Annotated in this window: 19 protein-coding genes; 13 read left to right on the top strand and 6 right to left on the bottom strand. The window is 49.7% G+C overall.

The window, feature by feature from the left end; genetic code table 11:
• Window positions 1-8: 8 nt before the first annotated feature.
• On the top strand, window positions 9-1,574 hold the full coding sequence (locus tag AB3Y96_RS21640; protein ID WP_367300191.1) for a methyl-accepting chemotaxis protein: 1,566 nt from the start codon (window positions 9-11) through the stop codon (window positions 1,572-1,574).
• A 55-nt stretch (window positions 1,575-1,629) separates the two neighbouring features.
• Here AB3Y96_RS21640 and AB3Y96_RS21635 read toward each other — a convergent pair whose 3' ends face one another.
• From AB3Y96_RS21635 to ygjJ, 3 genes are all read right to left on the bottom strand, one after another.
• The gene (locus AB3Y96_RS21635) at window positions 1,630-2,118 is read right to left on the bottom strand and encodes a YbaK/prolyl-tRNA synthetase associated domain-containing protein (RefSeq protein ID WP_367300190.1); all 489 of its coding nucleotides are present in this window, start codon (window positions 2,116-2,118) and stop codon (window positions 1,630-1,632) included.
• 81 nt (window positions 2,119-2,199) lie between these two features.
• Complete coding sequence (gene ygjK, locus AB3Y96_RS21630) at window positions 2,200-4,569, bottom strand: alpha-glucosidase (RefSeq protein ID WP_367300189.1); 2,370 nt, start codon at window positions 4,567-4,569, stop codon at window positions 2,200-2,202.
• 9 nt (window positions 4,570-4,578) lie between these two features.
• Complete coding sequence (ygjJ, locus tag AB3Y96_RS21625; protein ID WP_247650330.1) at window positions 4,579-5,592, bottom strand: protein YgjJ; 1,014 nt, start codon at window positions 5,590-5,592, stop codon at window positions 4,579-4,581.
• Between the two features lie 262 nt (window positions 5,593-5,854).
• Here ygjJ and ebgR point away from each other — a divergent pair, with 262 nt between their 5' ends.
• The 9 genes from ebgR (at window position 5,855) to dppF (ending at window position 18,527) form a co-directional block, all read left to right on the top strand.
• Window positions 5,855-6,832, top strand: a complete 978-nt coding sequence (gene ebgR / locus AB3Y96_RS21620; protein ID WP_367300188.1) for a transcriptional regulator EbgR — start codon at window positions 5,855-5,857, stop codon at window positions 6,830-6,832.
• A gap of 137 nt (window positions 6,833-6,969) precedes the next feature.
• A complete protein-coding gene (gene ebgA, locus AB3Y96_RS21615; protein WP_367300187.1) occupies window positions 6,970-10,029 on the top strand; it encodes a beta-galactosidase subunit alpha in 3,060 nt (1,019 codons plus the stop codon).
• A gap of 13 nt (window positions 10,030-10,042) precedes the next feature.
• Complete coding sequence (locus AB3Y96_RS21610) at window positions 10,043-10,495, top strand: beta-galactosidase subunit beta (RefSeq protein ID WP_367300360.1); 453 nt, start codon at window positions 10,043-10,045, stop codon at window positions 10,493-10,495.
• 161 nt (window positions 10,496-10,656) lie between these two features.
• Entirely contained in the window at window positions 10,657-12,141 is a 1,485-nt protein-coding gene (locus AB3Y96_RS21605; protein ID WP_367300186.1) for an amino acid permease, read from the top strand.
• A gap of 590 nt (window positions 12,142-12,731) precedes the next feature.
• On the top strand, window positions 12,732-14,360 hold the full coding sequence (gene dppA / locus AB3Y96_RS21600; protein ID WP_072307183.1) for a dipeptide ABC transporter periplasmic-binding protein DppA: 1,629 nt from the start codon (window positions 12,732-12,734) through the stop codon (window positions 14,358-14,360).
• A 176-nt stretch (window positions 14,361-14,536) separates the two neighbouring features.
• Window positions 14,537-15,556 (top strand): dipeptide ABC transporter permease DppB, encoded by a 1,020-nt coding sequence (dppB, locus tag AB3Y96_RS21595; protein WP_040044429.1) that lies wholly within the window; start codon window positions 14,537-14,539, stop codon window positions 15,554-15,556.
• A gap of 11 nt (window positions 15,557-15,567) precedes the next feature.
• Complete coding sequence (gene dppC, locus AB3Y96_RS21590; RefSeq protein WP_040044430.1) at window positions 15,568-16,473, top strand: dipeptide ABC transporter permease DppC; 906 nt, start codon at window positions 15,568-15,570, stop codon at window positions 16,471-16,473.
• A 69-nt stretch (window positions 16,474-16,542) separates the two neighbouring features.
• On the top strand, window positions 16,543-17,523 hold the full coding sequence (gene dppD, locus AB3Y96_RS21585) for a dipeptide ABC transporter ATP-binding protein (RefSeq protein ID WP_043489675.1): 981 nt from the start codon (window positions 16,543-16,545) through the stop codon (window positions 17,521-17,523).
• Window positions 17,520-18,527, top strand: a complete 1,008-nt coding sequence (gene dppF, locus AB3Y96_RS21580) for a dipeptide ABC transporter ATP-binding subunit DppF (protein WP_072307184.1) — start codon at window positions 17,520-17,522, stop codon at window positions 18,525-18,527. The genes dppD and dppF overlap by 4 nt, the downstream gene beginning before the upstream one ends.
• 480 nt (window positions 18,528-19,007) lie before the next feature.
• Here the strand turns inward: dppF and bcsG are convergent, their stop codons facing one another.
• From bcsG to bcsE, 3 genes are read right to left on the bottom strand one after another with little or no spacing between them, the layout of a single operon-like run.
• Window positions 19,008-20,675, bottom strand: coding sequence for a cellulose biosynthesis protein BcsG (gene bcsG / locus AB3Y96_RS21575; RefSeq protein ID WP_367300185.1), 1,668 nt, complete (start codon window positions 20,673-20,675; stop codon window positions 19,008-19,010).
• Window positions 20,662-20,883: a cellulose biosynthesis protein BcsF gene (gene bcsF / locus AB3Y96_RS21570; RefSeq protein ID WP_072307186.1), complete on the bottom strand. Its 222-nt coding sequence runs from the start codon at window positions 20,881-20,883 to the stop codon at window positions 20,662-20,664. Before bcsF ends, bcsG begins: the two co-directional genes overlap by 14 nt.
• Window positions 20,880-22,442 carry a cellulose biosynthesis protein BcsE gene (bcsE, locus tag AB3Y96_RS21565; RefSeq protein WP_072307187.1) on the bottom strand — a complete coding sequence of 521 codons (1,563 nt, stop codon included), beginning with the start codon at window positions 22,440-22,442 and terminating at the stop codon, window positions 20,880-20,882. The genes bcsF and bcsE overlap by 4 nt, the downstream gene beginning before the upstream one ends.
• A gap of 288 nt (window positions 22,443-22,730) precedes the next feature.
• On the opposite strand from bcsE, the gene bcsR reads away from it, so the two are divergent.
• The 3 genes from bcsR to bcsA are packed head-to-tail and all read left to right on the top strand — an operon-like array spanning window position 22,731 to window position 26,253.
• Complete coding sequence (gene bcsR / locus AB3Y96_RS21560) at window positions 22,731-22,928, top strand: cellulose biosynthesis protein BcsR (protein WP_025799534.1); 198 nt, start codon at window positions 22,731-22,733, stop codon at window positions 22,926-22,928.
• Window positions 22,928-23,683 carry a cellulose biosynthesis protein BcsQ gene (bcsQ, locus tag AB3Y96_RS21555; RefSeq protein ID WP_367300184.1) on the top strand — a complete coding sequence of 252 codons (756 nt, stop codon included), beginning with the start codon at window positions 22,928-22,930 and terminating at the stop codon, window positions 23,681-23,683. The genes bcsR and bcsQ overlap by 1 nt, the downstream gene beginning before the upstream one ends.
• The gene (gene bcsA / locus AB3Y96_RS21550; RefSeq protein ID WP_367300183.1) at window positions 23,680-26,253 is read left to right on the top strand and encodes a UDP-forming cellulose synthase catalytic subunit; all 2,574 of its coding nucleotides are present in this window, start codon (window positions 23,680-23,682) and stop codon (window positions 26,251-26,253) included. The genes bcsQ and bcsA overlap by 4 nt, the downstream gene beginning before the upstream one ends.
• Window positions 26,254-26,260 lie beyond the last annotated feature (7 nt).

Raw genomic sequence — 26,260 nt, 5'->3', positions numbered from 1 at the left:
ACGACTATATGAGTAAACACCTGACAGTTCGTGGTGGGCTGGCACTCATCATGCTGGTTTATACGCTATTGCTGCTGATGATCAGCATTATCGGCATTCAATCGGTTCGCCAAATTAATCAAAGACTGGCCGTTGTGAATCAGGTGCAGGCCGAAGAGCTGAGCCCACTAGCAGCCAGCTTTAATGCCACGCTACGGGCACGTACGGCGGGTGCATTATCCGTTCGTCAAATGGAGATGGGTAAATTAGCGGCGGCAGACGATAGCCGCCTACGGGCGGAGAAATTGATCGGTGAGGCTGATGCATCTATGCAGAAATTTACCGATCTGAAAAAACTGACGCCGCGCGGTGCGCAACTGAGCGCCGAGCTGGAAAATACCTACCAAATCTACGTCAATCAGGCGTTGCGCCCTATGCTGCAGGCGCTTAAAGCCAATGATAGCGCGGCTTATTACGCATTATTAGAAGATCAGTTGCGCAATTTATCTGCCAATTTTGATCAGGACCTGCGTGATTTCCGTGGTTTTGCCGATGAAGTTGGCCAAAAGGCACTGTCAGACGCGCAACATGACTATCAACGCGACCTGATTATTATCAGCGTATCTTTCGCATTTTCGTTGCTGATTGGCGCGCTATGTTGGGTTGCGTTGCGCAAAATCATCCTGAATCCATTGGAAAGTTTAGACGGGCATGTTTCCCTGATTGCCAGTGGTGATTTGTCTCAAGATCTTGAGAGCGAAGGAAAATCAGAAATTGCCAAGCTGGGACGCCGCGTGCTCACAATGCAGACTTCGCTGGCAGATACGGTCAGTCAGGTGCGTGATGCCAGTATGCAGGTCGACGTTGGGGCAAAAGAGCTGACCGTTGGCAACAGGAACCTGTCGCAACATACAGAAGAGCTGGCCGCCTCGCTGGAGGAGACCGCCGCGAGCATGGAGCAGTTGACCGCAACGGTGAAACAGAATGCGGACAATGCCGAACAGGCGAATCAGCTGGCAGGGAATGTTTCTCATACCGCCGATAAAGGGGCGGAGATCGTCAGTGAAGCCATTGCCCGTATGCAGGGGATCTCGAACAGTTCACAGAAAATTGCCGACATTATCAGCGTGATTGACGGGATCGCCTTCCAAACTAATATTCTCGCTTTAAACGCCGCCGTTGAAGCTGCTCGCGCGGGTGAACAAGGGCGTGGTTTTGCGGTGGTTGCTGGCGAAGTGCGTAACTTGGCGCAGCGCAGCGCTCAATCAGCCAAAGAGATCAAAACGCTGATTGAAGATTCTGCTCGTCGGGTGAAAGAGGGCTCATCGATGGTGACCAACGCGGGTGATACCATGGCCGATATCGCCAAGGAGATTCGTCAGGTTACGGCGCTGATGAGTGAAATTTCGGAGGCTTCTCACGAGCAAAGTCGCGGTATTGAACAGGTGAATCAGGCGATTTCACAGATGGATCAGGTGGCGCAACAAAATGCGGCGCTGGTGGAAGAGTCTGCCGCAGCGACCGGTTCTTTAGAGGAGCAAAGCGGAAATCTGATGCAAAGCATGAGCGTGTTTAGGCTCACGGCGAACGGATAATCAACACCAACCTCCCCTTGTTTCTTAAGCTGCAAAGGGGAGGTTTTCGCGCGATCTATTCACTGCGAATAAACGTGACCAACTTAGGCTGAGCGATGCGCTGATAGTCCTGCGTGTTGAGGATCAGTGAACGCTCAAGCGTACCGGCGTTAAATGCTAATTCATCGAAGCGTTGAAATAACAGCGGATCGGCCACCAATAACAAGTCTGGGTGGAAGCTAAAAGGCGGGATTGCACCAAATACGCAGTCGGTTAATGCATCGACTTCCACCGGGCTGGCTAATGACGCTCGGGTGCCGCCGATGCCGTGCGCTAACGCGCTGAGATCGGCCTGTTGGTCGGCGGGCAGTATGGCTAAAACATGTTGCTTAATCCCGTTTCCCTTCACATGGCAGACTAGCGCCTTGGCTCCCTGTCCAAGCTGGGTGCCGCGAATTTTTGCCACTTCTTCAGATTTTCCCGCCATAGGGTGTTCTACAACGCGGTAACGAGCCTGATGCTCATCAAGCAGAGCCGTTAAACGCGCAAATGTTGCTATCGACATGCTATCTCTCCTGAGTCGCTGTTCACTCCACATCTTTCTCGAAGTTACTTGGCGACATTTCTGGTGTTATTTCATGTTGCACTATTTTTGCGTGAAAAAATCGTTGTACAACATATAAAGATGAGCGGCGCTCCAAGAGAAATTCGGTGCGCCTTGCTGCTCGCCGTTAAGCGGATTGTAGTTTTCGCGAATTGGACCATCAGCGATCAGGCCATTGGCATGAGCAAAGAAGCGATTCGCCATTTCCACCGCGTCAGTACGATATCCATAGCGTTCCATGCCTTTTAGCCCGAAGTAGAGCTGATCCACCCACACGCGTCCGCGCCAGTAAATATCCGCGCCAAATGCCGGGTTGGTGAGGGCGGCGGTGCCGAGCGGCACATAGGTATTAAACTCTTTCGGGTCTTTCATGATTTTCACCACGGCATCGGCATGTGCCTGAGTTGCCGCGCCGTTAAACAGCGGTGACCAGCCTTCGGGCCCTTTGCCACGTGCGACTATCGGTTTACCCGCACAGCCATTTGCCAACGATTTAGCTTCGATGCGAATGTCGTAATAGAAACCGGTCGCGTCATCGAACATGCAGGTGTTGATGTAATCGGCCAGTTTTTTAGCGTGCTCGCGGTATTTCTGCACGTCATCCTTTTTACCAAAAATATCTGCTATTTCAGCTAGATAGCTGCTATCGCTGTACATATAGCTGGCCTGATCCACCGACTCTTGCAAAAGCGAATAACCCAACAGCGTGCCATCAGAAGCGCGATTTTCGGCGAAAAGCACCTGCCAGTCTTCGCGTTTACCGCCTTTATCCACATAACGCTGCAACTGATCGGGCTCGATAAAACCGAATACCGCTGCGCCATCGCGTCCAGATTCCCATGCGGCTGCAACCTGTGCGGGAATATCAATGCTGTCATACTTTCCGCTGCGCAATACGCGGTTGTAATTGTCCAGACCCACCATTTTTTGTTCTTTGTTGCCGCGTTTAACGGTAAAGATCATTTCACCTTTGGCTGTGTTATGCGCTTTGTCGCGCGTTGCGCCATATTCCGGTACGCCATTTTGGTTGTGGTCACGGTTGCGCAACCACCAGTCGTGGTAGGCCACCAGATGCGGGTACATTTCTTCAAGCCAGCCTTTATCGCCGGTCGTTTTGTACACTTCCATGACAGACCAAGCCGCAAGGCTCGGTTTGGTGTTGCGTTCATTCCAGTTACTGCCATCGCCGCCGCGTTCCGGACTGGTGTTATAGGCGAGCAGATCGGGCACAAAACCCGCATCCCACGGGCGAACAGGATCGTCAGCCGCAATCTGCCAAGCGAACACGGCGCGAATGTTATCTTTGGCGACGTCAGGGTTGAAATGCGCCATGGCATAAGCTTGTTTCCAAGTGTCCCACGGCCAAGTTTGGTTGCCGGAGAACCAGCGTCCGGTCACAGACGGAGTCACCGAATCAAATTTCATCGCCCCGGCAACACTACGCCAGTTACCGTTTAGCGTCTCGATAGCTTTAACGGCGACTCTGGTTTGCGCAGGTGTCGCATCAGGATTGTTCAACCCTGTTTTCAAATAGCCCTCCCAGCGTTGCTCCGATGCTGCGAGGTACGCCTGAGGATGCTTGAGAATATCGGCAATTTTGCTCTGTTCTTTTTGGACTTCGGCAGCCGTCAGTAAATGAGAGTAGGTGGTGTAAACCGTGGTTGATCGCTCAATGTTCGCTTTAGCGACAAAACTGTGTCCGTTGATTTGCGTGTTCATCGGTAACGTTTTATGGATTTGGTATTGGGAGTCACCGGAAGTCATTAGATTTGCGTCGGCGCGCACTTTACCAAAGGTAACATTCAGGCCGTCTGGCGTGGCATGCAACGTTCGAGTGTAGCTAGGAAACGCCTGCTCAATGGTTTTATCCGACTGCGGTTTTTGTTCTTGAAGATGATATTTTTCCAGCAGCTCGCCATCCCAAACCAGCTCGAGTGGTGCGTCGGTGGTGATTTCGGTCGCCAACAAAGAAGTGCGGGAAGTGACAAAACGCAGCGTCATTTTTACGTGAACGTCAGGTGCGGTCAGTGTCTGAACAAGCGCACCAGGAATGCTGTACGCCTGCAGGGTGAACGCCACTTTCTGGCCGTTTTTAATCACGCTCAGACGGTCGAAATTGTCGGCCATAAAGTTGATATATTCTTCGGTAAGCAGCGCAGGACCGGGGAATCCGCCCATGCCTTCACTGCTTGCCGGTAATAAATGACCATGCCATGCGCCGTCATCAAATAATGGATTGAAGCGCTGATGCTCGTCAAAGTCGTAATCGAGCATGGCATGTGGCGCGCCGGTACGGTTAATCACATTTTTATAGTCGTTGGCTTGTAATGGCGTGGTGTCTTGGTGAGTCGTTTTACATCCAGCCAGTATCAGCACGGCTGCGAGGGGAGCAAGATGGAATAATGTTTTCATGTTGTATCCTTACCAATAGAAATATTGCATCAGAAATACTGAGTTGCTGGCATCCGTGCTGTCGTTACGCAGATAAAAACGGCTGTCGAGAGCGGTGGCAAATTTACCGTCAAAGTATTCGTACCAGATACCAAACTGCGCATAAGAAGTGGTTTGGTCCTCAGCATTATCTAGCCAATGCTTGGCATAACTCCACGCGGTGGAAAGGTAAAGCCCTTTGCTTGGTTCAACCATGCCGCTAATCATCATCCCGCTTTCGGAGCCTGGGTTATGACCATCGCCTTTGCCGGTATGATGCCAAACGCGTCCAGCGAGATGCTTACTCTGCAAACCCAGCAGATAGAGTTGCCCAGTGCCATCGGTGATTTCCAGCCCGTTAAGCAGGGTTAAATCTGGCCGAATATCGTATTGAAGATAACCGTTGATCATCGCCTGATACGTATATTTATCTGAATAACGGTCATATTTACCGAAATGGAGCCACGCTTTGCTTTCGTCAACACGGCTTTCAGGGGCCGCGGTGATGCTGTAGCGTAAATCTCCGGTGAGATTTTGTACTTTAGCGGCATAGGTTAAATCGCGAGTATTGGGGATCACATAGCCATATTCCGGCGTGAAGTCACCCCACCATTGCAAGTCGTCCAGTGATGAATCGTTGCGCCCACTTAATATCCACTCGGTGCCTTTGTCGGTGCGGTAGCCGCCGTAAAAACGGTTTATGCCGCCTTCGAAGCCGCCCCAGCTGTGGTCTGGTACCCACGCGTTGCCCTGATGGTCAGCCTGAACTGTCCAGCCTTCGCCATAGAGCAAACCAAACCAGTTGCCGTGTTTGACCTCCAGTCCTCCTTCTATGTAGGTGCCGTCACTGTATTTGTGCTTATCATCTCCGTTTAGATAAACACTGCCGCCTAACCCCATTTCGCCATAAAAGCGGAATGCGGTTTCGGCATTGCTGGCAGAGATATCCGGTGGGGTGGGCATTTGTCGCTCTGCGGGTTCAATAGTTTCAGCCGCCTGCAACATTCCTATCGGTATGAACAATAAAGCCAGTGGAGTCCGTAATAAATTTTTAACCATGAAATCCATTCCTTGTCGTAATCACTGCATTCATGCGGTGCAATGGAAATCATCTTAGTTAAAATTTTACTAAAAAATACACTAAAATTAGTAAAGCGATAGCTTGATCACAACTTCAAATGGCGGGTGAGTGGGTTAAATACAGCGGTATACATGCTACTATTGTGCCATTGAGCTATTGTTTTCATCTGATGATTATTGGGATTTTATGGCTACATTGAAGGAAATCGCGAAGGCGGCTCAGGTCTCGGTGGCGACGGTTTCACGGGTGCTAAATGACGATCCCACGTTGAGTGTGAAAAGTCAGACACGCCAGAAAATCCTCGAAGCTGCAGAACGCCTAGAATACAAAGTCCCCAGCGCCAAGCGTCAGGCCAATCAATACCTGACTTTTGCCGCACTTTATACTCATGGTAAAGAGCTGGAAATTAACGATCCTTATTACCTAGCGATGCGTTATGGTATTGAAACTCAATGTGAAAAATTGGGAGTTACTCTGGTTTCTTGCTACGACTTTAAAGGTGACGGCTCCTTGCCAGTTGCCGATGGTTTACTGATTATTGGTAAACCCCAGCCCGCAGCCCAAGAGATTCTTGAACAGCAAGAATTACCGTTGGTGTATCTTGATGGTGTGACTGACGATCCTCGTTTTGACTGTATCAGCGTCGACTTAACTCGAATCAGCCAGAAAGTGATCGACTATTTTATTTCGCGTGGCTATCAACGTATCGGATTTATTGGTGGTCGTGATGATGAAGAGTATGCCGACCCGCGTGAACTGGCGTTTGTTGAGTACGGGCGCAGCAAAAATGTTGTTCAGCCGCAAGATGTCTACTATGGCGATTTCAGCAGCCAAGCGGGTTATCAGTGTGCGATGAAAATGCTTTCTACATCAGATAATTACCCGCCTGCCTTGTTTGTCGCGACGGACTCCATCGCTATCGGTGTGTTGCGTGCACTGCATGAACATGAAATTAAAGTGCCACAGCAAATCGCGTTGATTAGCGTGAACGATATTCCTACCGCTCGCTTTGTGTTCCCGGCGCTTTCTACGGTGCGCATTCATTCTGAAACCATCGGCGCACAGGCCGTAAACCTACTGATGGAGCGCATTCGAGACGATCGTACCATTCCACTTTCGGTCTTTGTTCCAAGCTCTTTGCAGCTACGTGATACGACAATTTAACCGTATTTGACCCAGTGATGCGTTCTGGATCACAGGACGATTTATTGTGATCGTTGCGACATTTAGTAAACCATAGCTTTTTATTTTACTAAATATTTACTATTGTTTTCCCAACCCCACGTAAAGAGGATGTTGGCGTGAACAATTGGGAAAACATAGAAAAACAATCTGAGAATCGGCTGCCAGCACGAGCTTGGTTCCATAGCTACGATAGCGAAGAGCAGGCGAAAGGACTGGACCGTTCCGCAAGCCAAGGCTTTATGCTGCTAAGCGGAAAATGGGCGTTTAACTACTTCGATCATCCGGAAAAGGTGCCGGCTGAATTTTACCATCAGCCGATGGCAGAATGGGGTGACATCACCGTTCCGGGCATGTGGCAGATGGAAGGCCACGGCAAACTGCAATATACCGACGAAGGTTATCCGTTCCCGATTGATGTGCCATTTGTTCCCACCAACAACCCTACGGGTGCCTATCAGCGCCAGTTCTCTCTCCCAGCTGAGTGGCTACAGCGTCAAATCATTATTAAGTTCGATGGTGTTGAAACCTACTTTGAAGTCTACCTCAATGGTCACTATGTCGGATTCAGCAAAGGCAGCCGCCTGAGCGCCGAATTTGATCTCAGCCCTTATGTGCAAGCCGGCGAGAACCTACTTGCGGTGCGGGTAATGCAATGGGCGGATTCTACCTATATTGAAGATCAGGATATGTGGTGGATGGCGGGAATTTTCCGCGACGTTTACCTGATTGGTCAGCCGCAAGTTCATCTGCATGACTTAACGGTCGTGACTGAATTTGATGAAAACTACTGCGATGCGGAACTCCAGATCTGCTGCGTGCTTAATAATAACTCCACCGCACCAGCCGCTGGTTTACAGCTCCACGCACAGTTGTTTGATGGCGATAAATGTGTCGCTGAGCAGCGTCAAAGTGCAGATGCTTTAAGTTGCCGGTTTTCGATGCTGGTCACACAGCCTAAGCAATGGAATGCCGAACAACCTAACCTCTATTTGCTGCTGTTAACCCTGCGTGATAGCCACGGCGACATTGTCGAAGTTATACCCCAGCAAGTTGGATTCCGTGACATCAAAGTGCGCAATGGTCTGTTCTATGTGAATGGCCGCTATCTGAAACTGCATGGTGTAAATCGCCACGATCATGATCATAAAAAAGGCCGAGCGGTCGATATGGCGCGCGTTGAGCGCGACATTATTTTGATGAAGCAACACAACATCAACTCCGTTCGTACAGCTCATTACCCAAACGACCCGCGTTTTTACGCGTTGTGCGATCGATACGGCCTGTTTGTGATGGCCGAAACGGATTTAGAAAGCCACGGCTTTGCAAATATAGGCGATATAAGCCGTATTACTAATGACCCCGCGTGGGAGCAGACCTACGTAGAGCGCATTGAGCGCCACGTTATGGCGCAGAAAAATCATCCTTCTATCATTATTTGGTCGCTCGGCAATGAGTCGGGTTACGGCTGCAATATTCGAGCGATGGCGGCTCGCTGTAAGCAACTCGACCCAACGCGGTTAGTTCATTATGAAGAAGACCGCGACGCAGAAGTTGTCGACGTTATCAGCACCATGTATTCGCGCGTCTCGATGATGAATGCATTTGGTGAGTACCCGCATCCGAAACCTCGCATCCTGTGCGAGTACGCTCATGCAATGGGCAACGGACCCGGCGGGTTGGCGCAATATCAGGCGGTTTTCAATCAGCATAAAAGCCTACAGGGCCATTACATTTGGGAATGGTGTGACCACGGTTTGCTGGTACATGACGAGCAAGGGCGTGAGCGTTATCAGTACGGCGGCGATTACGGCGACTTCCCGAATAATTATAACTTCTGCATGGATGGCTTGATTTATCCCGATCAGCGTCCAGGACCGGGGCTGCGGGAATACAAACAGGTGCTGTGCCCGGTCAATATTAGCTCGACAGACCAACCTGATGTGTTGCTGGTGGAAAACCGCTACTGGTTCAGCGCGATAAACGATATTGAATTACAGGTCAGTTATCAGATTGATGGTGAACTTATCGCGCAGCAAACGTTGGCTGCACCTTGTTTACAACCAGGGGAAAAAGAAGAACTGCAGCTGGCTACACCCTCTCTGCCTGCGGGCGAAGTGTTTATCAATGTGGCAATCGTTAAGCGTAGTGCGACGTGCTACAGCGAAGCGCTGCATACCCTCGGTCACTTTCAAATTTTGCGTCAGCCAGCGGAGTCTCGCGAACCGTTGCCGCTTCGCAAACTGGGTGCATTACGTAATGAAACGCATGGACATCAGCAGGTTATCAGCGGGAATGGTTTTTTACTGACGTTCTGCCGTTTGAGCGGTGAACTGGTTTCATGGTTAGCAGACGGTGAGGAAATTGTTGGGCGAGCACCGCATCTGACTTTCTTTAAACCGACGATTGATAATCATAAACAGGAATTCGAAGGGCTGTGGCAGCCGTACCATATACATCTGATGCAGCATCATTTCCGTGCCATGCGGTGTTTCTCGCAAGGCGAAGATCAGGTTATTGAAATTGACAGCGTCGTTGCACCGCCGGTATTTGATTTTGGTATGCGCTGCACTTATCGCTGGCGAGTCACTCCGGCAGGGCATGTCACGCTGGATTTGTCCGGTACGCCATACGGAAATTATCAGGCCATTATCCCAAAAATTGGCCTCGATTTTGGCATCAGCAAGCGCTTTAAACAGGTGGAATATTACGGGCGCGGGCCGGGTGAAAACTACGGTGATAGCTGCCAAAGCAACCTGATTGGCCATTACCGCCAGCCGGTTGAAAGCCTGTTTGAAAACTACCCATTCCCGCAGGATAACGGCAACCGGCAAGAAGTGCGCTGGCTTAGCGTTGAGGATGAAAGGGGCAATGGTATTTTCATTCAACCGCGTAAGCCAATTAACTTCAGCCTCTGGCCTTATAGCGCTGAAATGTTGCAGCAGGCGCAGCACATCAACGAACTGGAAGCGTGTGACTACCTGACGCTAAACCTCGATGACCAAATCCTCGGCCTCGGTTCTAACTCATGGGGTTCCGAAGTCCTCGATTCGTTCCGGGTTTACTTCAAACCGTTCCAATACGGTTTCACGATGGTGCCGTTCCGTAAAGTTGAAACCGCAACGAGCGAACTTGCGAAATATGATTTCCAACCGCAAACCGTACGCACACTTTCTTGATGAGGTAAGGCTAATGATTATTTTAAATACCTTAGACGAGTTCCAGCGTATTTATCGAGAGGGGAAAAAATGGCAGCGTTGTATGGAGGCTATCAATAACCTTAAAAATATTGCTCCTAATATTTTTTATTCGATAGGCGATTCGCTGGTATATCGCCTCGCTGATGGTTCTGTAGAGCCGGTAGAGTTATTTGAAGGAAATCGGCGTTATTTTGATGTGCATTATTATTTAGCCGGACAGGAAACGGTTGAGATTGCGAATAAAAACACGTTAACTCCAGAAATTGCCTATCGCGATGAGAGTGATAGGGAGTTTTATCGTGGCCGAGGCGAGGCTTACTCCCTCAAAGCGGGCAACGTTGTTATTTTCGAAAACCATCAGGCACGCCGCTTTGGGCAAGCGCGAGGCGTGAGGAAGGTTATTCTTCAGGTGACCGTTGAGGAGACGTATTTCCTTAATAAGTAAGCATGGGCTTTGTCGGGTGGGTAAGCGGAGCGCCATCCACTGCATATAGACTCTCGTGGGTGATGCTTCGCTTACCCACCCTACGTTTCTGCGCGGGACATTATTGTCCACGTAGAAAAATCACAATAATAATATCCTGTATTATGTGGAGTGCTACGTCCATGACCTCAACAAACAGAAATACAATTGGGAAGTTCGGGTTATTAGCCATGACATTTGCGGCAGTATTTAGCTTCAATAATGTCATTAATAACAATATTGAATTAGGTATTGCATCGGCACCGGTTTTTTTAGTGGCAACGCTTATTTATTTCATTCCATTTTGTTTGGTTATTGCCGAGTTTGTTTCGCTTAATAAAAACTCTGAAGCGGGCGTTTATGCGTGGGTAAAAAGTGCGTTAGGAGGTCGTTGGGCATTTATTACCGCATACACATATTGGTTCGTTAATTTGTTTTTCTTCACATCGCTACTGCCTAGGGTTATTGCGTATGCATCGTATGCATTCCTTGGCTATGATTATATTTTTACGCCATTGACCACTGCCATTATTAGCATTTGCTTGTTTGCATTTTCGACGTGGATTTCTAACCACGGCGCGAAATTATTGGGACCCATGACGTCTCTCACTTCCACGCTCATGCTGTTGCTGACGTTTTCCTACATTATTCTGGCGGGCGCTACGGTGATTGGTGGTGTAGAACCTGCGGACCCTCTCAACGTAGAGGCGATTACCCCTCATTTTAGCTGGGCGTTTCTTGGGATTATTGCGTGGATTTTTCAGGCAGCAGGCGGTGCCGAGTCTGTGGCGGTGTACGTCAATGACGTAAAAGGCGGCAGCAAAGTTTTTGTGAAAGTGATTATCCTTTCAGGCCTATTCATTGGTGGCTTATATACGGTTTCATCTTTGCTCATTAATGTGTTTGTTCATAAAGCCGATTTGCACTTTACCGGTGGCACGGTTCAGGTGTTTGAAGGGTTAGCACATCATTTTGGCCTGCCCGCGATGTTCATGAAGCGCTTTGTGGGGATTGTGTCTTTCACCGCGATGTTCGGTTCTTTGTTGATGTGGACTGCGGCTCCGGTAAAGATATTCTTCACGGAGATCCCAAGAGGGATTTTTGGTGAGAAAACCGTGCGCTTAAACCAACATGGTGTGCCGACTCGCGCCGCCTGGATTCAGTTCCTGATTGTTATTACTCTGATGCTTATTCCTACTATTGGCTCAGGCAGCGTACAGGAGTTGATGAATACGTTGATCAACATGACGGCGGCGGCTTCTATGTTGCCCCCACTATTTATCATGCTGGCGTACCTAAACTTACGTATCAAATACGATGAGGTGAATCGCGATTTCCGCATGGGATCGCGGATGCAGGGCATCACTATTGTCAGCGTGCTGATTGTGATTTTCACCGTTGGGTTTATTGCCTCAACCTTCCCGACCGGTGCAAGCATTATGACCATCATGTTTTATAACGTTGGCGGGCTGGTTATCTTCCTTGGTTATGCCTGGTGGAAATATAACAAGTACGAAAAAGGCTTGGACGCGCAGATGCGATATGAAGCCGATACACCGCTGGCGCAAATTGCGCTGGAGCGGCAGCGGGACAACATAACAACAGCGGCTATTCCTGTGAGCCATTAGCTGTGTCATTAAATCAGCCAGCCTGCTAAATCAGACTGGCTTTTCTTGTTCAACCATAGTGCGATCTTACTTGCCCTGACTTGATGCGAAGTGGCCAAAATAGCTCCCTGAAACAGGGCATCGGACCTCGGATCACAGCATTTCCTCCTGTTGATAACGCAGATCACAAACTCAATTGTTCAGATATTCATCATTTAGCGAGAATTTTTTCAGCAAGTTTGGCAGCTGTATTCTCTATTAAAGATTTGTTACATGGTGAAATGAGCTGATATTTGCGCGGTAGCATAAATTTTAATCCTGTAAATGTTATCAATACGTTTCTTTAATGTTTGTATGCTGTATATCACAGTCCTTGTAAATCACGTTTGGTTATATTGACGTCACCTTAAACACTTGCGAAATTGGTATGCATAAGGTGGGTGATTAACACTGGGATCCCTTTCCGAGTGCTACCCAATGTGGCCCCGAAGAATCGTTCTCTTTGGCATGCGGGTTGCACCTATCCTTGGCTGTCAGCCAAAGCTGCACGGATCGCCTATAAAAAAATAGATCTGGCAGAACACACACATCACACTACGGAGCCAAGCGTTATGTCTTCTCATAAGAACACCTCCACCCGCCGTGGAAAGAAAATTGGTGCGCTGAAGTTGGGGATTGGTCTGGTTGCTCTGGCGCTTGCCGCCGGTGCGCAGGCAAAAACTCTGGTTTATTGTTCAGAAGGTTCACCTGAGGGCTTTAACCCGCAGCTGTTCACTTCGGGCACCACCTACGACGCCAGCTCGGTGCCGATCTACAACCGTTTGGTTGAGTTCAAAACCGGTACTACCGAGATTGAGCCCGGCTTAGCTGAAAAATGGGATATTAGTCCAGATGGTAAAACCTATACTTTCCACCTGCGCAAAGGCGTGAAGTGGCAGGGCAGCAAGCTGTTTACACCAACGCGCGATCTGAACGCTGACGATATCGTGTTCTCCTTTATGCGTCAGAAAGATGATAAAAACCCGTACTACAAAGTCTCTGGCGGTACCTATGAGTATTTCCAAGGGATGGGATTGGGCGAACTCATTAGCAAAGTTGAAAAGGTGGACGATAACACCGTTCGCTTCGAGCTGACGCGTCCTGAATCGCCGTTCTTGGCAGACTTGGCGATGGACTTCGCTTCCATTCTGTCTGCGGAATACGCCGATGCGATGATGAAAGCCGGCACGCCAGAGAAGATTGACCTTGAGCCACTGGGCACTGGGCCATTCCAGCTGGTGCAATACCAGAAAGATTCCAAAATCCTCTACAAACCATTCAAAGATTACTGGGGAACTAAGCCAAAAATCGATCGCTTAGTCTTCTCCATTACGCCGGATGCGTCCGTGCGTTATGCAAAACTGCAAAAAAATGAGTGTCAGGTGATGCCGTATCCAAACCCGGCTGACATTGACCGTATGAAACAAGACAAATCCATTACTCTGATGGAGCAACCGGGGCTGAACGTCGGCTATTTGGCGTATAACGTCGAGAAAAAACCGCTGGATAACGTGAAAGTGCGTCAGGCACTGACCATGGCGGTGAACAAAGAAGCGATTATCGACGCGGTATATCAGAAAGCAGGTCAGCCTGCGAAAAACCTGATCCCACCAACCATGTGGAGCTACAACGACAAAATCACCGATTACGCTTACGACCCAGCTAAAGCGAAAGAACTGCTGAAAGAAGCGGGTCTGGCCGACGGTTTTGCTATCGACCTGTGGGCGATGCCGGTTCAGCGTCCATACAACCCGAACGCTCGCCGTATGGCAGAGATGATTCAGGCTGACTGGGCGAAAGTCGGTGTGAAGGCCAAGATCGTGACCTATGAGTGGGGCGAGTACCTGAAACGCGCGAAAGACGGCGAACACCAGACCGTGATGATGGGTTGGACCGGGGACAATGGGGATCCAGACAACTTCTTCGCAACGCTGTTTAGCTGTCAGTCGGCGAAAGACGGTTCTAACTACTCAAGATGGTGCTACAAGCCGTTTGAAGATCTGATCCAGCCTGCACGTGCTGAATCCGACCACGAAAAACGCACCGAGCTTTACAAGCAGGCTCAGGTAGTGATGCATGACCAAGTGCCTGCACTGATCATTGCGCACTCTACCGTGTACGAGCCAGTGCGTAAGGAAGTGAAAGGCTATGTGGTTGATCCATTAGGTAAACATCACTTCGATCAGGTGTCTCTCGACTAATTACCACGACCCCTACCCAGCCTCCCCCTTGTCAGGGGGAGGAGCCGATTGTGCCTAGACGGGCATTTATATCGTTCTGCTCTCTCCCCTGCGAAGGGGAGGGCTGGGGTGGGGTCTCTGTTAGTCGTAGCTGTACTGTGAGCAATGCTTCATCATAAAAATAGAGAGTACGGGATATGTTGCAGTTCATACTCCGGCGTTTGGGGTTAGTTATCCCAACGTTTATTGGCATTACGTTGTTAACGTTTGCTTTTGTTCACATGATCCCCGGCGATCCGGTCACGATCATGGCAGGGGAGCGCGGGATCTCGGCCGAACGTCATGCTCAGATGATGACGGAAATGGGCTTGGATAAACCGCTGTATCAACAATATTTTCACTACGTCAAAGACGTACTGCACGGTGATTTAGGTACCTCACTCAAAAGCCGCACGCCGGTTTGGGATGAGTTTGTGCCCCGTTTCAAAGCCACGCTAGAGCTGGGTATCTGCGCGATGCTGTTTGCCATTCTCGTCGGTATACCGGTTGGCGTATTAGCTGCGGTGAAGCGCGGCTCCGTTTTCGACCATACCGCTGTCGGCATTTCGCTGACGGGTTATTCCATGCCTATTTTTTGGTGGGGGATCATGCTCATCATGCTGGTATCGGTGCAGCTCAATCTAACGCCCGTATCCGGGCGCATCGATGACAGCGTATTCCTTGATGATAGCCTGCCGCTCACGGGCTTTATGCTGATTGATACCCTTATCTGGGGCGAACCGGGCGATTTCAAAGACGCGGTCATGCATATGATCCTGCCTGCCATTGTGCTGGGCACTATCCCGCTGGCGGTGATTGTGCGTATGACGCGTTCCTCGATGCTGGAAGTGTTAAGCGAAGACTATATCCGCACCGCGCGCGCCAAAGGTTTAGGGCGTATGCGGGTGATCATTGTACATGCCTTGCGTAATGCGCTGCTGCCGGTGGTTACGGTGATTGGTCTACAGGTTGGCACGTTGCTGGCTGGCGCTATTCTGACTGAAACCATCTTCTCTTGGCCGGGTTTAGGCCGCTGGTTAATCGATGCATTGCAGCGTCGAGATTATCCTGTAGTGCAAGGCGGAGTGCTGCTGGTAGCCATTATGATCATCTTGGTTAACCTGCTGGTTGATGTGCTGTATGGCGTCGTCAATCCACGCATTCGGCATAAGAAATAGGAGGCGCAACGATGTCTAACGTTACAACAACGTCCCCAGCAATGAGCGCGCCTAAACCAATGACGCCGTTTCAGGAGTTCTGGCACTACTTCAAGCGCAACAAAGGCGCGGTGGTGGGATTAGTTTATATCATTATCGTGTTAGTTCTCGCGATCGGCGCCAACGTATTGGCTCCGCATCTCCCCGCAGAACAGTTTCGTGATGCGCTGCTTAAACCTCCTGTTTGGCAAGACGGCGGTAGTTGGAAATTTATCCTCGGTACCGATGATGTTGGCCGTGATGTGCTATCGCGCCTGATTTATGGCGCGCGGCTGTCACTGCTGGTTGGCTGTTTAGTGGTAGTTTTATCGCTGATCCTAGGCGTGGTGTTTGGCCTGCTGGCGGGTTACTTCGGCGGCGTGGTTGATGCGGTCATTATGCGTGTCGTCGATATTATGCTGGCGTTGCCAAGCCTGCTGTTGGCTCTGGTGCTGGTGGCTATCTTCGGTCCTTCAATCGTTAACGCCTCGCTGGCGTTGACGTTTGTTGCCTTGCCGCATTACGTACGCTTAACCCGTGCGGCGGTGCTGGTGGAAGTTAACCGCGACTACGTCACCGCGTCTCGCGTGGCCGGAGCAGGCGCCATGCGCCAGATGTTTATCAATATTCTGCCTAACTGTTTAGCGCCTTTGATCGTGCAGGCGTCGTTAGGATTTTCGAATGCCATCCTCGACATGGCGGCACTGGGTTTCCTCGGTATGGGCGCACAGCCGCCAACGCCGGAGTGGGGAACTATGCTGTCGGACGTGTTGCAGTTTGCGCAAAGTGCGTGGTGGGTTGTGACCTTCCCCGGCCTTGCGATCCTGCTGACGGTATTGGCATTTAACCTGATGGGCGATGGGTTGCGCGATGCGTTAGACCCGCGCTTGAAACAGTAAAAGTCTACTGACACCGCCTTGTGTGAAGCGGGCAACAGAACATAAGTAGATTTTTGGGAGCAGAATATTATGGCTTTATTAGAAGTTAACGAGCTATCAGTTCACTTTGGTGAAAAAGATGCGCCGTTTCGCGCCGTAGATCGTATTAGCTATAGCGTCAATCAGGGTGAAGTAATTGGCATTGTTGGGGAATCTGGCTCTGGTAAATCGGTGAGTTCACTGGCGATTATGGGGCTGATTGATTTTCCCGGTCGCGTGATGGCAAACGGGCTGAGCTTTAACAATATTGATTTACAGAAAATTTCAGAGAAAGAGCGCCGCCAAATCGTGGGGGCGGAAGTCGCCATGATTTTTCAGGATCCGATGACCAGCCTGAATCCCTGCTACACCGTGGGTTTCCAGATTATGGAAGCGCTCAAGGTGCATCAGGGCGGTAATAAAAGCACCCGCCGTCAGCGCGCCATTGACCTGTTAACGCTGGTAGGTATTCCCGATCCAGGTTCGCGCTTGGATGTGTATCCGCACCAGCTGTCCGGTGGGATGAGCCAGCGCGTGATGATTGCGATGGCGATTGCCTGTCGGCCAAAACTGTTAATTGCCGATGAACCAACCACGGCGTTAGACGTCACCATTCAGGCGCAAATTATTGAGCTGCTGCTCGACCTTCAGCAGAAAGAGAATATGGCGCTGGTGCTGATCACGCACGACTTAGCGCTAGTCGCCGAAGCCGCGCATAAAATTATCGTGATGTACGCCGGTCAGGTGGTTGAAGCCGGAACGGCGCAGGAAATATTTCGCACGCCGCGCCATCCGTATACGCAGGCTCTGCTGCGGGCATTGCCTGAGTTTGCCGCCGACAAAGCGCGTTTAGCATCGCTGCCGGGCGTTGTCCCAGGTAAATACGATCGTCCTAACGGCTGCTTGCTTAATCCGCGCTGCCCATATGCGACGGCCTTGTGCCGTGAGGTAGAACCGGAACTTAAGGATATCAACGGACGTAAGGCGAAATGCCATACGCCGCTCGATGATGCGGGGAGGCCAACGCTATGAGTCAGGCAATATTGAATAAACAGGCACCGTTGCTTCAGGCGATTGATCTGAAAAAACATTATCCGGTGAAGAAAGGAATGTTTGGCGCTGAACGTTTGGTAAAAGCGCTAGACGGCGTTTCTTTCACGCTGGAAAGAGGCAAGACGCTGGCGGTAGTGGGCGAGTCGGGCTGTGGGAAATCCACGCTGGGGCGTTTGCTTACCATGATTGAAATTCCTACCGGCGGCGAGCTGTATTACCAAGGGCAAGATTTATTAAAGCCGGACGCCACGGCGGAAAAGTTACGCCGCCAGAAAATCCAGATCGTGTTTCAGAACCCGTATGCTTCGTTGAATCCGCGCAAGAAAGTCGGCGCGATCCTTGAGGAGCCGCTCACCATCAACACCAAGCTGAGCTCAGCTGAAAGACGTGAAAAAGCGTTGGCGATGATGGCGAAAGTCGGGTTAAAAACCGAGCATTACGATCGCTATCCGCATATGTTTTCCGGTGGTCAGCGCCAACGTATTGCCATCGCGCGTGGGCTGATGCTGAACCCAGATGTTGTCATCGCGGATGAGCCGGTTTCTGCGCTGGATGTTTCGGTGCGGGCGCAGGTTCTGAACCTGATGATGGATTTACAGCAGGAGATGGGCCTATCTTATGTGTTCATCTCTCACGATCTCTCCGTGGTTGAGCATATTGCGGATGAGGTCATCGTGATGTATCTGGGACGTTGCGTGGAAAAAGGGCCGAAGGAAGCGGTGTTCAATAACCCACGTCATCCGTATACCCAAGCGCTGTTGTCGGCAACGCCTCGTCTGAATCCTGATATGCGTCGCGAACGTATTAAGCTGACGGGAGAGTTACCGAGTCCGCTGAATCCGCCTCCGGGTTGTGCGTTTAACGCTCGCTGTAGTCGTGCGTTTGGCACCTGCAAACAGCTGCAACCGCAGCTTAAGCAGTATGGCGATCAGCTTATTGCCTGTTTTGCCGTTGATCAGGATGAGGCTGCGCAGAGCGCATAAAGCGGATTATCCATATACCCCGCCTCCCGCCTACGCATCTCGAAGTAACGCAGGTATAAATGTTTATTTGAAGAGCCTTATATAGGCTCTTTTTTTATGTAAAAAGGATGAGCATATTTTTATAAGTAACTCTGTACAGGAGGTAACTATTAGCATGCAAAAAAAAGAGAAATCAGATTTATTAGTCTGCTAGCGCTCTGGGAAATTTTTCTTAACTAGAAATATCCTAACGGATGTTAATAGTATCCGTCTTAATTGTCGGCTGCCGTTATTCTAAGTGTACGTGTATTTACAGATATATATTGTTGGGTTAATGATGCATTAAAATATCCATATTAAAATAACGTCTACTCGGGGAAGATATATTTCCTGTATATGTAAACATATATTGGCATAATGTGAAAACATGTTTTTTATAGCGATAGGCGCAAGAAAAAGGCTCCCATTTGGGAGCCCTTCTAGCCGTCTAAAGATGGCGTGTTATTGCGGGTAAGGAACCCAATCACCGCCGTTGAGGCGAATGTAAGGCTTGCCCTGATACTGAATAACAATGGCATTATCGTTTTCTGAAACTGGCGCAGTTTGTGGTAATCCTTTCAGCAGATCCTGCCAATTCACGCTTGCCTCGGTGAAGAGTTTGCCGTCAACGGAGCGGGCAACCAGCTCGGAAAGTGCCAGATAGCTGCTTGGCTGATCGACAACGATTTCAGTAGGTTGTGGTGCTTTCATGCCGATAAACTTGATGCCCACGGGAACGTGAGTGATGCTTGGGCTTGGTATATCGCGCAGGCCAGACATCTGCATTTTATCCCCTACTAGCGCGGCACCATGTTCAGGTACAACCACAACCATAATTTTACGGCTTGATTTCTCCAGTTGGGTAAGGAAAGTATCCAACTGATCAAACAGTTTCTGAGCGCGAGGCTTATAGTCGGCGACCTTACTGCTGCCAACCATTCGGTTGCCATCGTGCAGCGGTATCAGGTTAAAGAAGGTTGCGGTACGCGCATCCCCTGATTTTTCAACCGTTTGCTCCCAGCGTTGCAGCACTTCGAGATCGTTGAAGATGGGCTCGCCGTCAAAGGAAGTCAGCTCGTTTGAGATACCGGCCTGAGACTCTAACGGTGGCTGCAAATCGGCATATTTACGCAAGTCTTCCAAGTAGTTACCGAATTTACCGCTGTGGTCCATGATCAGGTTCTGACCAAAGCCTAGCTTAGCTAAATTATCCATTAGATAGCACTGCTGGCCTGCGGCTGAATAAAGTTCTTTATGTGAAGGCTGCCCGCAGCTGGCGCGTAACAAGCGGATAGACGCCGGACCACTGTAGGCAGTGGCTGAGTTGAAGTTTTTAAACAGAATATCGAAGTGTTTCCACAGCGGATGATCCTGCAAGCCAATCGAATCAACGTCAGACCATGCTAAAGAACAGATGTTGATAATCAGCAAATCAAAGGGTTGTGCATCAGTCGGTAGCGTTGCTGGGAACTGAGTTTGACGCTGTTTTTCACTGGCATAGAACGCATCGAGATAAGCCGACAAGTTCTTGCTATCCGGTGGCGCCGTTTGTGCCGGTAGATCACCTGACGCGGCGGCTGGCGCCGAGCCTGCATTGGCGTTGGTCGTTGATGCTGCCTCGGTATTATTACTCGTAATATCAGGAGTTAATGAGATCGCAGGGCCAGCAATTTGCAACACGTTCAGCCAAACGAGCGCACCTACCACGAATACCGTAATGCGGATCCACTGTGAGATAAACAGGTAGCCGACCAGCATCACGAAACCAACGCCAATCATCTTCCAGTTAATAAAGCGATTCACCAAATCCAGCAGATAGGAGGCCGAGAAGCCAGCCAACTGTGAACCTTGGCTCATAATACTGTTGATCCCCGGTAACCAGGTGTCGTGATAAAACAGACCAATACCAATAGGGATCGCAATCCAATTACGCCAGCGGTGCAAACGCGTATTTGGCAGAGGGAAAAGCAAAAAAGCGAGGAAAATCAGGTTGGAAAGCGCATCAAAGTTGAGATAGCCAAACCATAAAAGGGCAAACTTAAGCAGAAAATAAAAATTCCAACCGCCTAGTCCACGCCAGTAGTGCCACAGGTCCGCTATATTGTTTTTGGTATTACTATTTTTGATCATTTTTACGGTCTACCGTGACTGAAGTGTTACGTTGTAAACGAGTATTACGCCGCAAGATCCCCTCGGATTTCAAATAGCGTGGCGTGAATAAAACCTGACGTACCGACTGAAGCAGCATCGGTAATTTTTTACGCAAATAGTAGCCTAATGGCAGCAAAATCACCGCGCAAAGCACGATAAGTTGCAGTATATCCGTACCGTTCATCATTCAGCACGCTCCTGATGTAAGGCCAGAGACAGGCTGATAGGCTGCGGCGAATGCCGAGGTGCATGTTCTTCGGCCACTGGATTGCTTTTATTGCTGACCAACGGCGCGAGTCTGTCGGAAAGATGCCAGTTGGATGGCTTATTAAGCTGCATTTGCTGCAGTTCCGTGATGATCAGTTTGTCTTGATACCAGACCATGCGGTTGGAGAAAACTTCTTCAACCGGCAGTGGGAAGATGTGTTTAAGAGCAACATCTAAGTCATTGATTCTGCATGATGAAAGGAACAGTGTTAGCCGATTCTCATCAATAGTGACTAAATCTCCAAAGCGACGAGCACGACAGAGCGTGAGAGCTTGTTCGGTGCGAAGTCCAGGTACTGGGCGCAATGCCACCAGAATTCCTTTGCTGTCTTCTGGTAATAATGCGTTATTCATCAATGATATCAACGTTTCACAGAAAGGATTGTAAGGAATATATCCTTTCAAATTCAGTGGGCGCATTGCATCGATGAGCAAATTAATATCTGCAGGAACATGGCGTGGATAGGTTTGCCCCTGAATCCCTTCTAACATAGTCAAACAGCGTGAAAGCGGCGCATTATGCGGCACAATCAGGTTCGCCCCGCAGGCGAGTAGCAAGCGCTCATCGCTAAAACGCAGGCAAGGGGCGCTTTCGCGTACCACTAATTTAATAATCTTGCCGCGTTGACGACGTAAGGTGTGAATGTTGCGTGCGAGCGCATCGAGCTGATCGCTGTTCGAAAGCTGAAATACCAGCGTTGAGGCTTGTGCTGCATAGGCTGCATTAAACAGTGCCAAATTGCTTTCAAACAGGTGCCAATGTTCTGATAACGGTGGTGCGCCTTCCAGCACGCCTTTATGAGCGAGATAGAGCTGTTCATCGTTGCGCGGCTGTGGTGCCTGAGACGTATCTTCTTGCGCATGCCAACCTTGCTCATCAAAATAGACGCTGACGTCTTGCTGAGCGGTTACACCATTTTGGTTACACCAATACGCCACGTCATAACGGTGCAGATCCTGCAGCCAACGCAGGCTCGCAAGGCCGCATAGGGTGCGGTGTTGAGATTGTAGCGTTGCTCTTTGATTATTCGCACTTTTTCCGTAATCTAAAATCAATAGCGTGCAATTTTGTTGGCGCAGCCAGCGGGCGGTATTTCTCATCCAGTCGGTCAGCTCATAAGGCTGTAATTGTTCCCAAATACTGGAGGGAGTTAACAGTACCAACAGGCGGTTTTTCGGGTTTAAACCCCGCATCAAATCTTCAGTCAGCTGAAATAACGCTTTTTTATTTTCGGGCAGCGAATAGATAGGAAGCTTGTCGGGGCCATGAGCGTAGTTGGCGCTGATGATGTCCTGCGGAGGATGATTAACGCTGATTAATGCCGCGCGTGTTTCCGCAGGCTGGCTAGAAATAACCTGCTGGCAAAAGCTTTTGGCATCAACTTCACGGTCTGCGCTCACCCAGTAGAGACCAGGAGCCTGCATAATGAGAAGTTCATCCCATAGTTGATGAACCCCAAGAGAAAACGATAGCGCCATAAGAGTTTAATTTCTCTGAATGTGATTATGCCCAGTAAAGCTGATGTTTTTATCGAATTGACAGATTTATCTTAGCCACACGAAATTCTTTTGCTTGCTGTTTTGCTGTAACGTCGATTATTTGAAGGGCATCAGTTTACTAGCGAAAAAGCATAAAGGAATGTAACATTATAAATAATTCACGACAAATTACTAAGACTGATATGTTCTCGCTATTATATTGTAGCAACAGCTTTTCTTTATCTAGCTATAATCATAAACCATAGCCGATTTTTCACGGATAGCAGAATGAATGATAAAAGAAATAATCCGATTGAGAATAGCCCCACGTTCACTTTTCAAAATGATATTGCGGCCTTAAGCAAAGCATTTTCTATTCCCAAAATCGACTATGTTGATATCTCTAGACAAGAACATATGAATGAAGTGATCCGTCGCTGGCCTCTTTTGGCGGAGCTGATGCAATTTGCAGGGAGCGCTAAGTAATGGCAATTATTGCTTTACAGGGAATGCGAGGGGGGGTGGGAACCACATCTATCACCTCAGCGTTAGCGTGGGGATTGCAGCAACTGGGTGAGTCTGTGCTGGTTATCGACGTTACTCCAGCGAATTTGCTACGTATGCACTTTAATACTGATTTCACCCATACGAACGGCTGGGCGCGTGCTGAATTTGATGGTACTGCGTGGCAAGATGCGGCACTGCGTTACACCGACCTGCTTGATTTCCTGCCTTTCGGGCAGATTAGCGCAGATGAACATGCGCAATTTTTCACGGATATTGACCGTTGGACACACTGGGCGCAAAACATTCCTACATTGCGTGCCAGTGGGCGCTATAACTGGATTTTGCTGGATGTGCCAAACGGCATGCATCCGCTGGCACAACATTTTACGTCTCTTGCCGATGGCGTGATTAACGTTATTGTTCCTGACACCAACTGTCATACACGTCTACATCAGCAGGCGTTGCCGCAGGGAACTTTCCTGCTCGCTAACCAACTGCTCGCCACCAGTAAACTACAAGAAGATATCTATCAGCTGTGGCTGCAAAGTCTGCCTTCGCTATTGCCCATGGTGATTCATCGTGATGAAGCGATGGCTGAGGCGAGCGCCGCCAAGCAGCCAATCGGTGAGTATTACCCTCACTCTCTAGCAACTGAAGAAATTATGACGCTTGCCAACTGGTGTTTGCTGCACTTTGATGCTGATGGCAACGTTGCCGATGGGTCGGCGGTATGAGGTGGATACTCGATCTGTTTTTAATGACGCCGGTGCGTCAGACGTTGGCCGAACGCTATCGCCAATATCGTCAGTATAATGAGGCTTCTCGCCTTGGCGCAGCGCTGGGCTGTTTTTGGCTGGCAATGGCATGGTTTTTCCTAAAGCTAGAATCTCCACGCTGGCAGCAGATCCGTAGCCAACAAACCACACTTTTCCCCCATATTGATGCACAGCGTCCACGCCCATTAGATATCGTTCGTTATGCCATTCAGAGCCTATGGCTGATCGTGTTCTCGATGCATCGCTCGGCAAAAAGGTATGGCTTGGGTGAGCGTTTTAAAGGCCTGCATAATCGCTACCATGAGTGGCTGAAAAGCCTGCCTGATAAAGTGCAGGAACACGGAGCCGAAGAGTCTGAAGAGGCTTTTAACCGTTTAGGGCAGGGCGTACGGCGTATTATTTTAGGCGTGATGTGCGTTTTCTCTACCATCCTCGCGTTGTTGTGTATCTCACAACCATTCGATTTAAGTTCCCAGTTTGTTTTTGTGCTGCTGCTATGGGGCATCGCCATGGTGGTGCGCCGAATTCCAGGGCGGTTCTCGTCTTTGATGATGATTGTGCTGTCGTTAACGGTTTCCTGCCGTTATATCTGGTGGCGTTATACCTCAACGTTGAACTGGGACGACCCGGTCAGTTTAATCTGTGGGCTGCTGCTGCTAGCCGCAGAGACCTATGCGTGGGTGGTGTTGGTTCTGGGATATTTCCAAACCATTTGGCCGCTTAATCGCCAGCCAGCACCGATGCCGGAAGACGTTAAGTCGTGGCCAACCATTGATATTATGGTGCCCACCTACAACGAAGACATGAGCGTGGTTAAACCAACGATCTACGCGGCGTTGGGCATTGACTGGCCGAAAGAAAAGTTGAATATCTGGCTGCTGGACGACGGTGGCCGTGAAGAGTTTCGTGAATTTGCTGAAACGGTAGGTATTAAGTATGTTGCCCGAACGACGCATGAGCATGCTAAAGCAGGGAACATCAATAATGCCCTAAAGCAGGCGACAGGCGAATTCGTAGCGATTTTCGACTGCGACCACGTGCCAACGCGTTCATTCCTACAGTTAACGCTGGGCTGGTTCTTTAAAGACAAAAAGCTCGGCATGATGCAGACGCCGCATCACTTTTTCTCTCCCGATCCTTTTGAACGTAACCTTGGCCGTTTCCGCCGCACGCCGAATGAAGGCACTCTGTTCTACGGCTTGCTGCAAGACGGCAACGATATGTGGGATGCAACCTTCTTCTGCGGTTCATGTGCCGTATTACGACGCACTGCACTGGATGAAGTGGGCGGAATTGCCGTAGAAACCGTGACGGAAGATGCGCATACCTCGTTACGTTTACACCGTCGCGGATGGACATCGGCCTATATCCGTATTCCACAGGCGGCGGGTTTAGCCACGGAGAGTCTGTCGGCTCATATTGGTCAACGTATTCGCTGGGCGCGCGGCATGGTGCAGATTTTCCGTTTGGATAATCCGTTATTTGGCAAAGGGTTAAAGCTAGCGCAGCGTATTTGCTATGCCAACGCCATGCTGCATTTCTTATCGGGTATCCCGCGACTTATCTTCTTAACCGCACCGTTGGCGTTCTTGCTGATGCACGCCTACATTATTTTTGCCCCAGCGCTGGCTATCGCCTTGTATGTTATTCCGCACATTGTGCATTCCAGCCTGACCAACTCAAAAATCCAAGGCAAGTATCGCCATTCGTTTTGGAGTGAAATCTACGAAACGGTTCTGGCGTGGTACATCGCTCGTCCAACTACGGTGGCGCTATTTAATCCGCATAAAGGGAAATTTAACGTTACCGCCAAAGGTGGCTTGGTTGAGCATCAGCACGTTGACTGGGTGATTACCCGCCCGTATCTGATTTTGGTTCTGCTGAACTTTGCCGGGCTGATTCTGGGAATTTGGCGTATGTCATTCGGGCCAGAAGATGAAATCTGGACGGTGGCGATGAGTATGGTGTGGGTGTTCTACAACATGGTCATTTTAGGCGGTGCCGTGGCGGTATCGGTTGAAACTAAGCAGGTTCGCCAGTCTCACCGTGTCGAAATTGCGATGCCTGCCGCAATTGCGCGAAAAGACGGCCATATTTTCCCTTGTACGCTGCGTGACTATTCTGATGGTGGCGTGGGAATTGAGCTACGCTCAGGCAATGTGCTCAACGATGGTGAAAATATTACTCTGATGCTTAAACGTGGGCAGCAGGAGTATTCATTCCCATCCAAGGTGACGCGTGTCTTCGGACAAAAAGCCGGTTTGCGCATGGATAACATGAGCGTAGCCCAGCACATTGAGTTTATTCAGTGTACGTTTGCCCGCGCAGATACGTGGGCGCTGTGGCAAGACAGTTTTGCCGAAGATAAACCGGTCGAGAGCTTGGTGGATATTTTGAAACTCGGCTTCCGTGGCTATCAAAGCCTTGCCGACTATGCACCGCCAGTTTTGCGTAGCGTGTTTGTTGGATTTACCACTCTGGTTGCGTGGACGGTGTCGTTTATTCCACGTGGGGTGAGCAGAGCTTAAGTAGGCA

The organism is Hafnia alvei (assembly GCF_964063325.1).
Lineage (GTDB): Bacteria > Pseudomonadota > Gammaproteobacteria > Enterobacterales > Enterobacteriaceae > Hafnia > Hafnia alvei_B.
The sequence above is the reverse complement of the archived record's forward strand: the minus strand, read 5'-3'. Positions and strand labels throughout refer to the sequence as shown.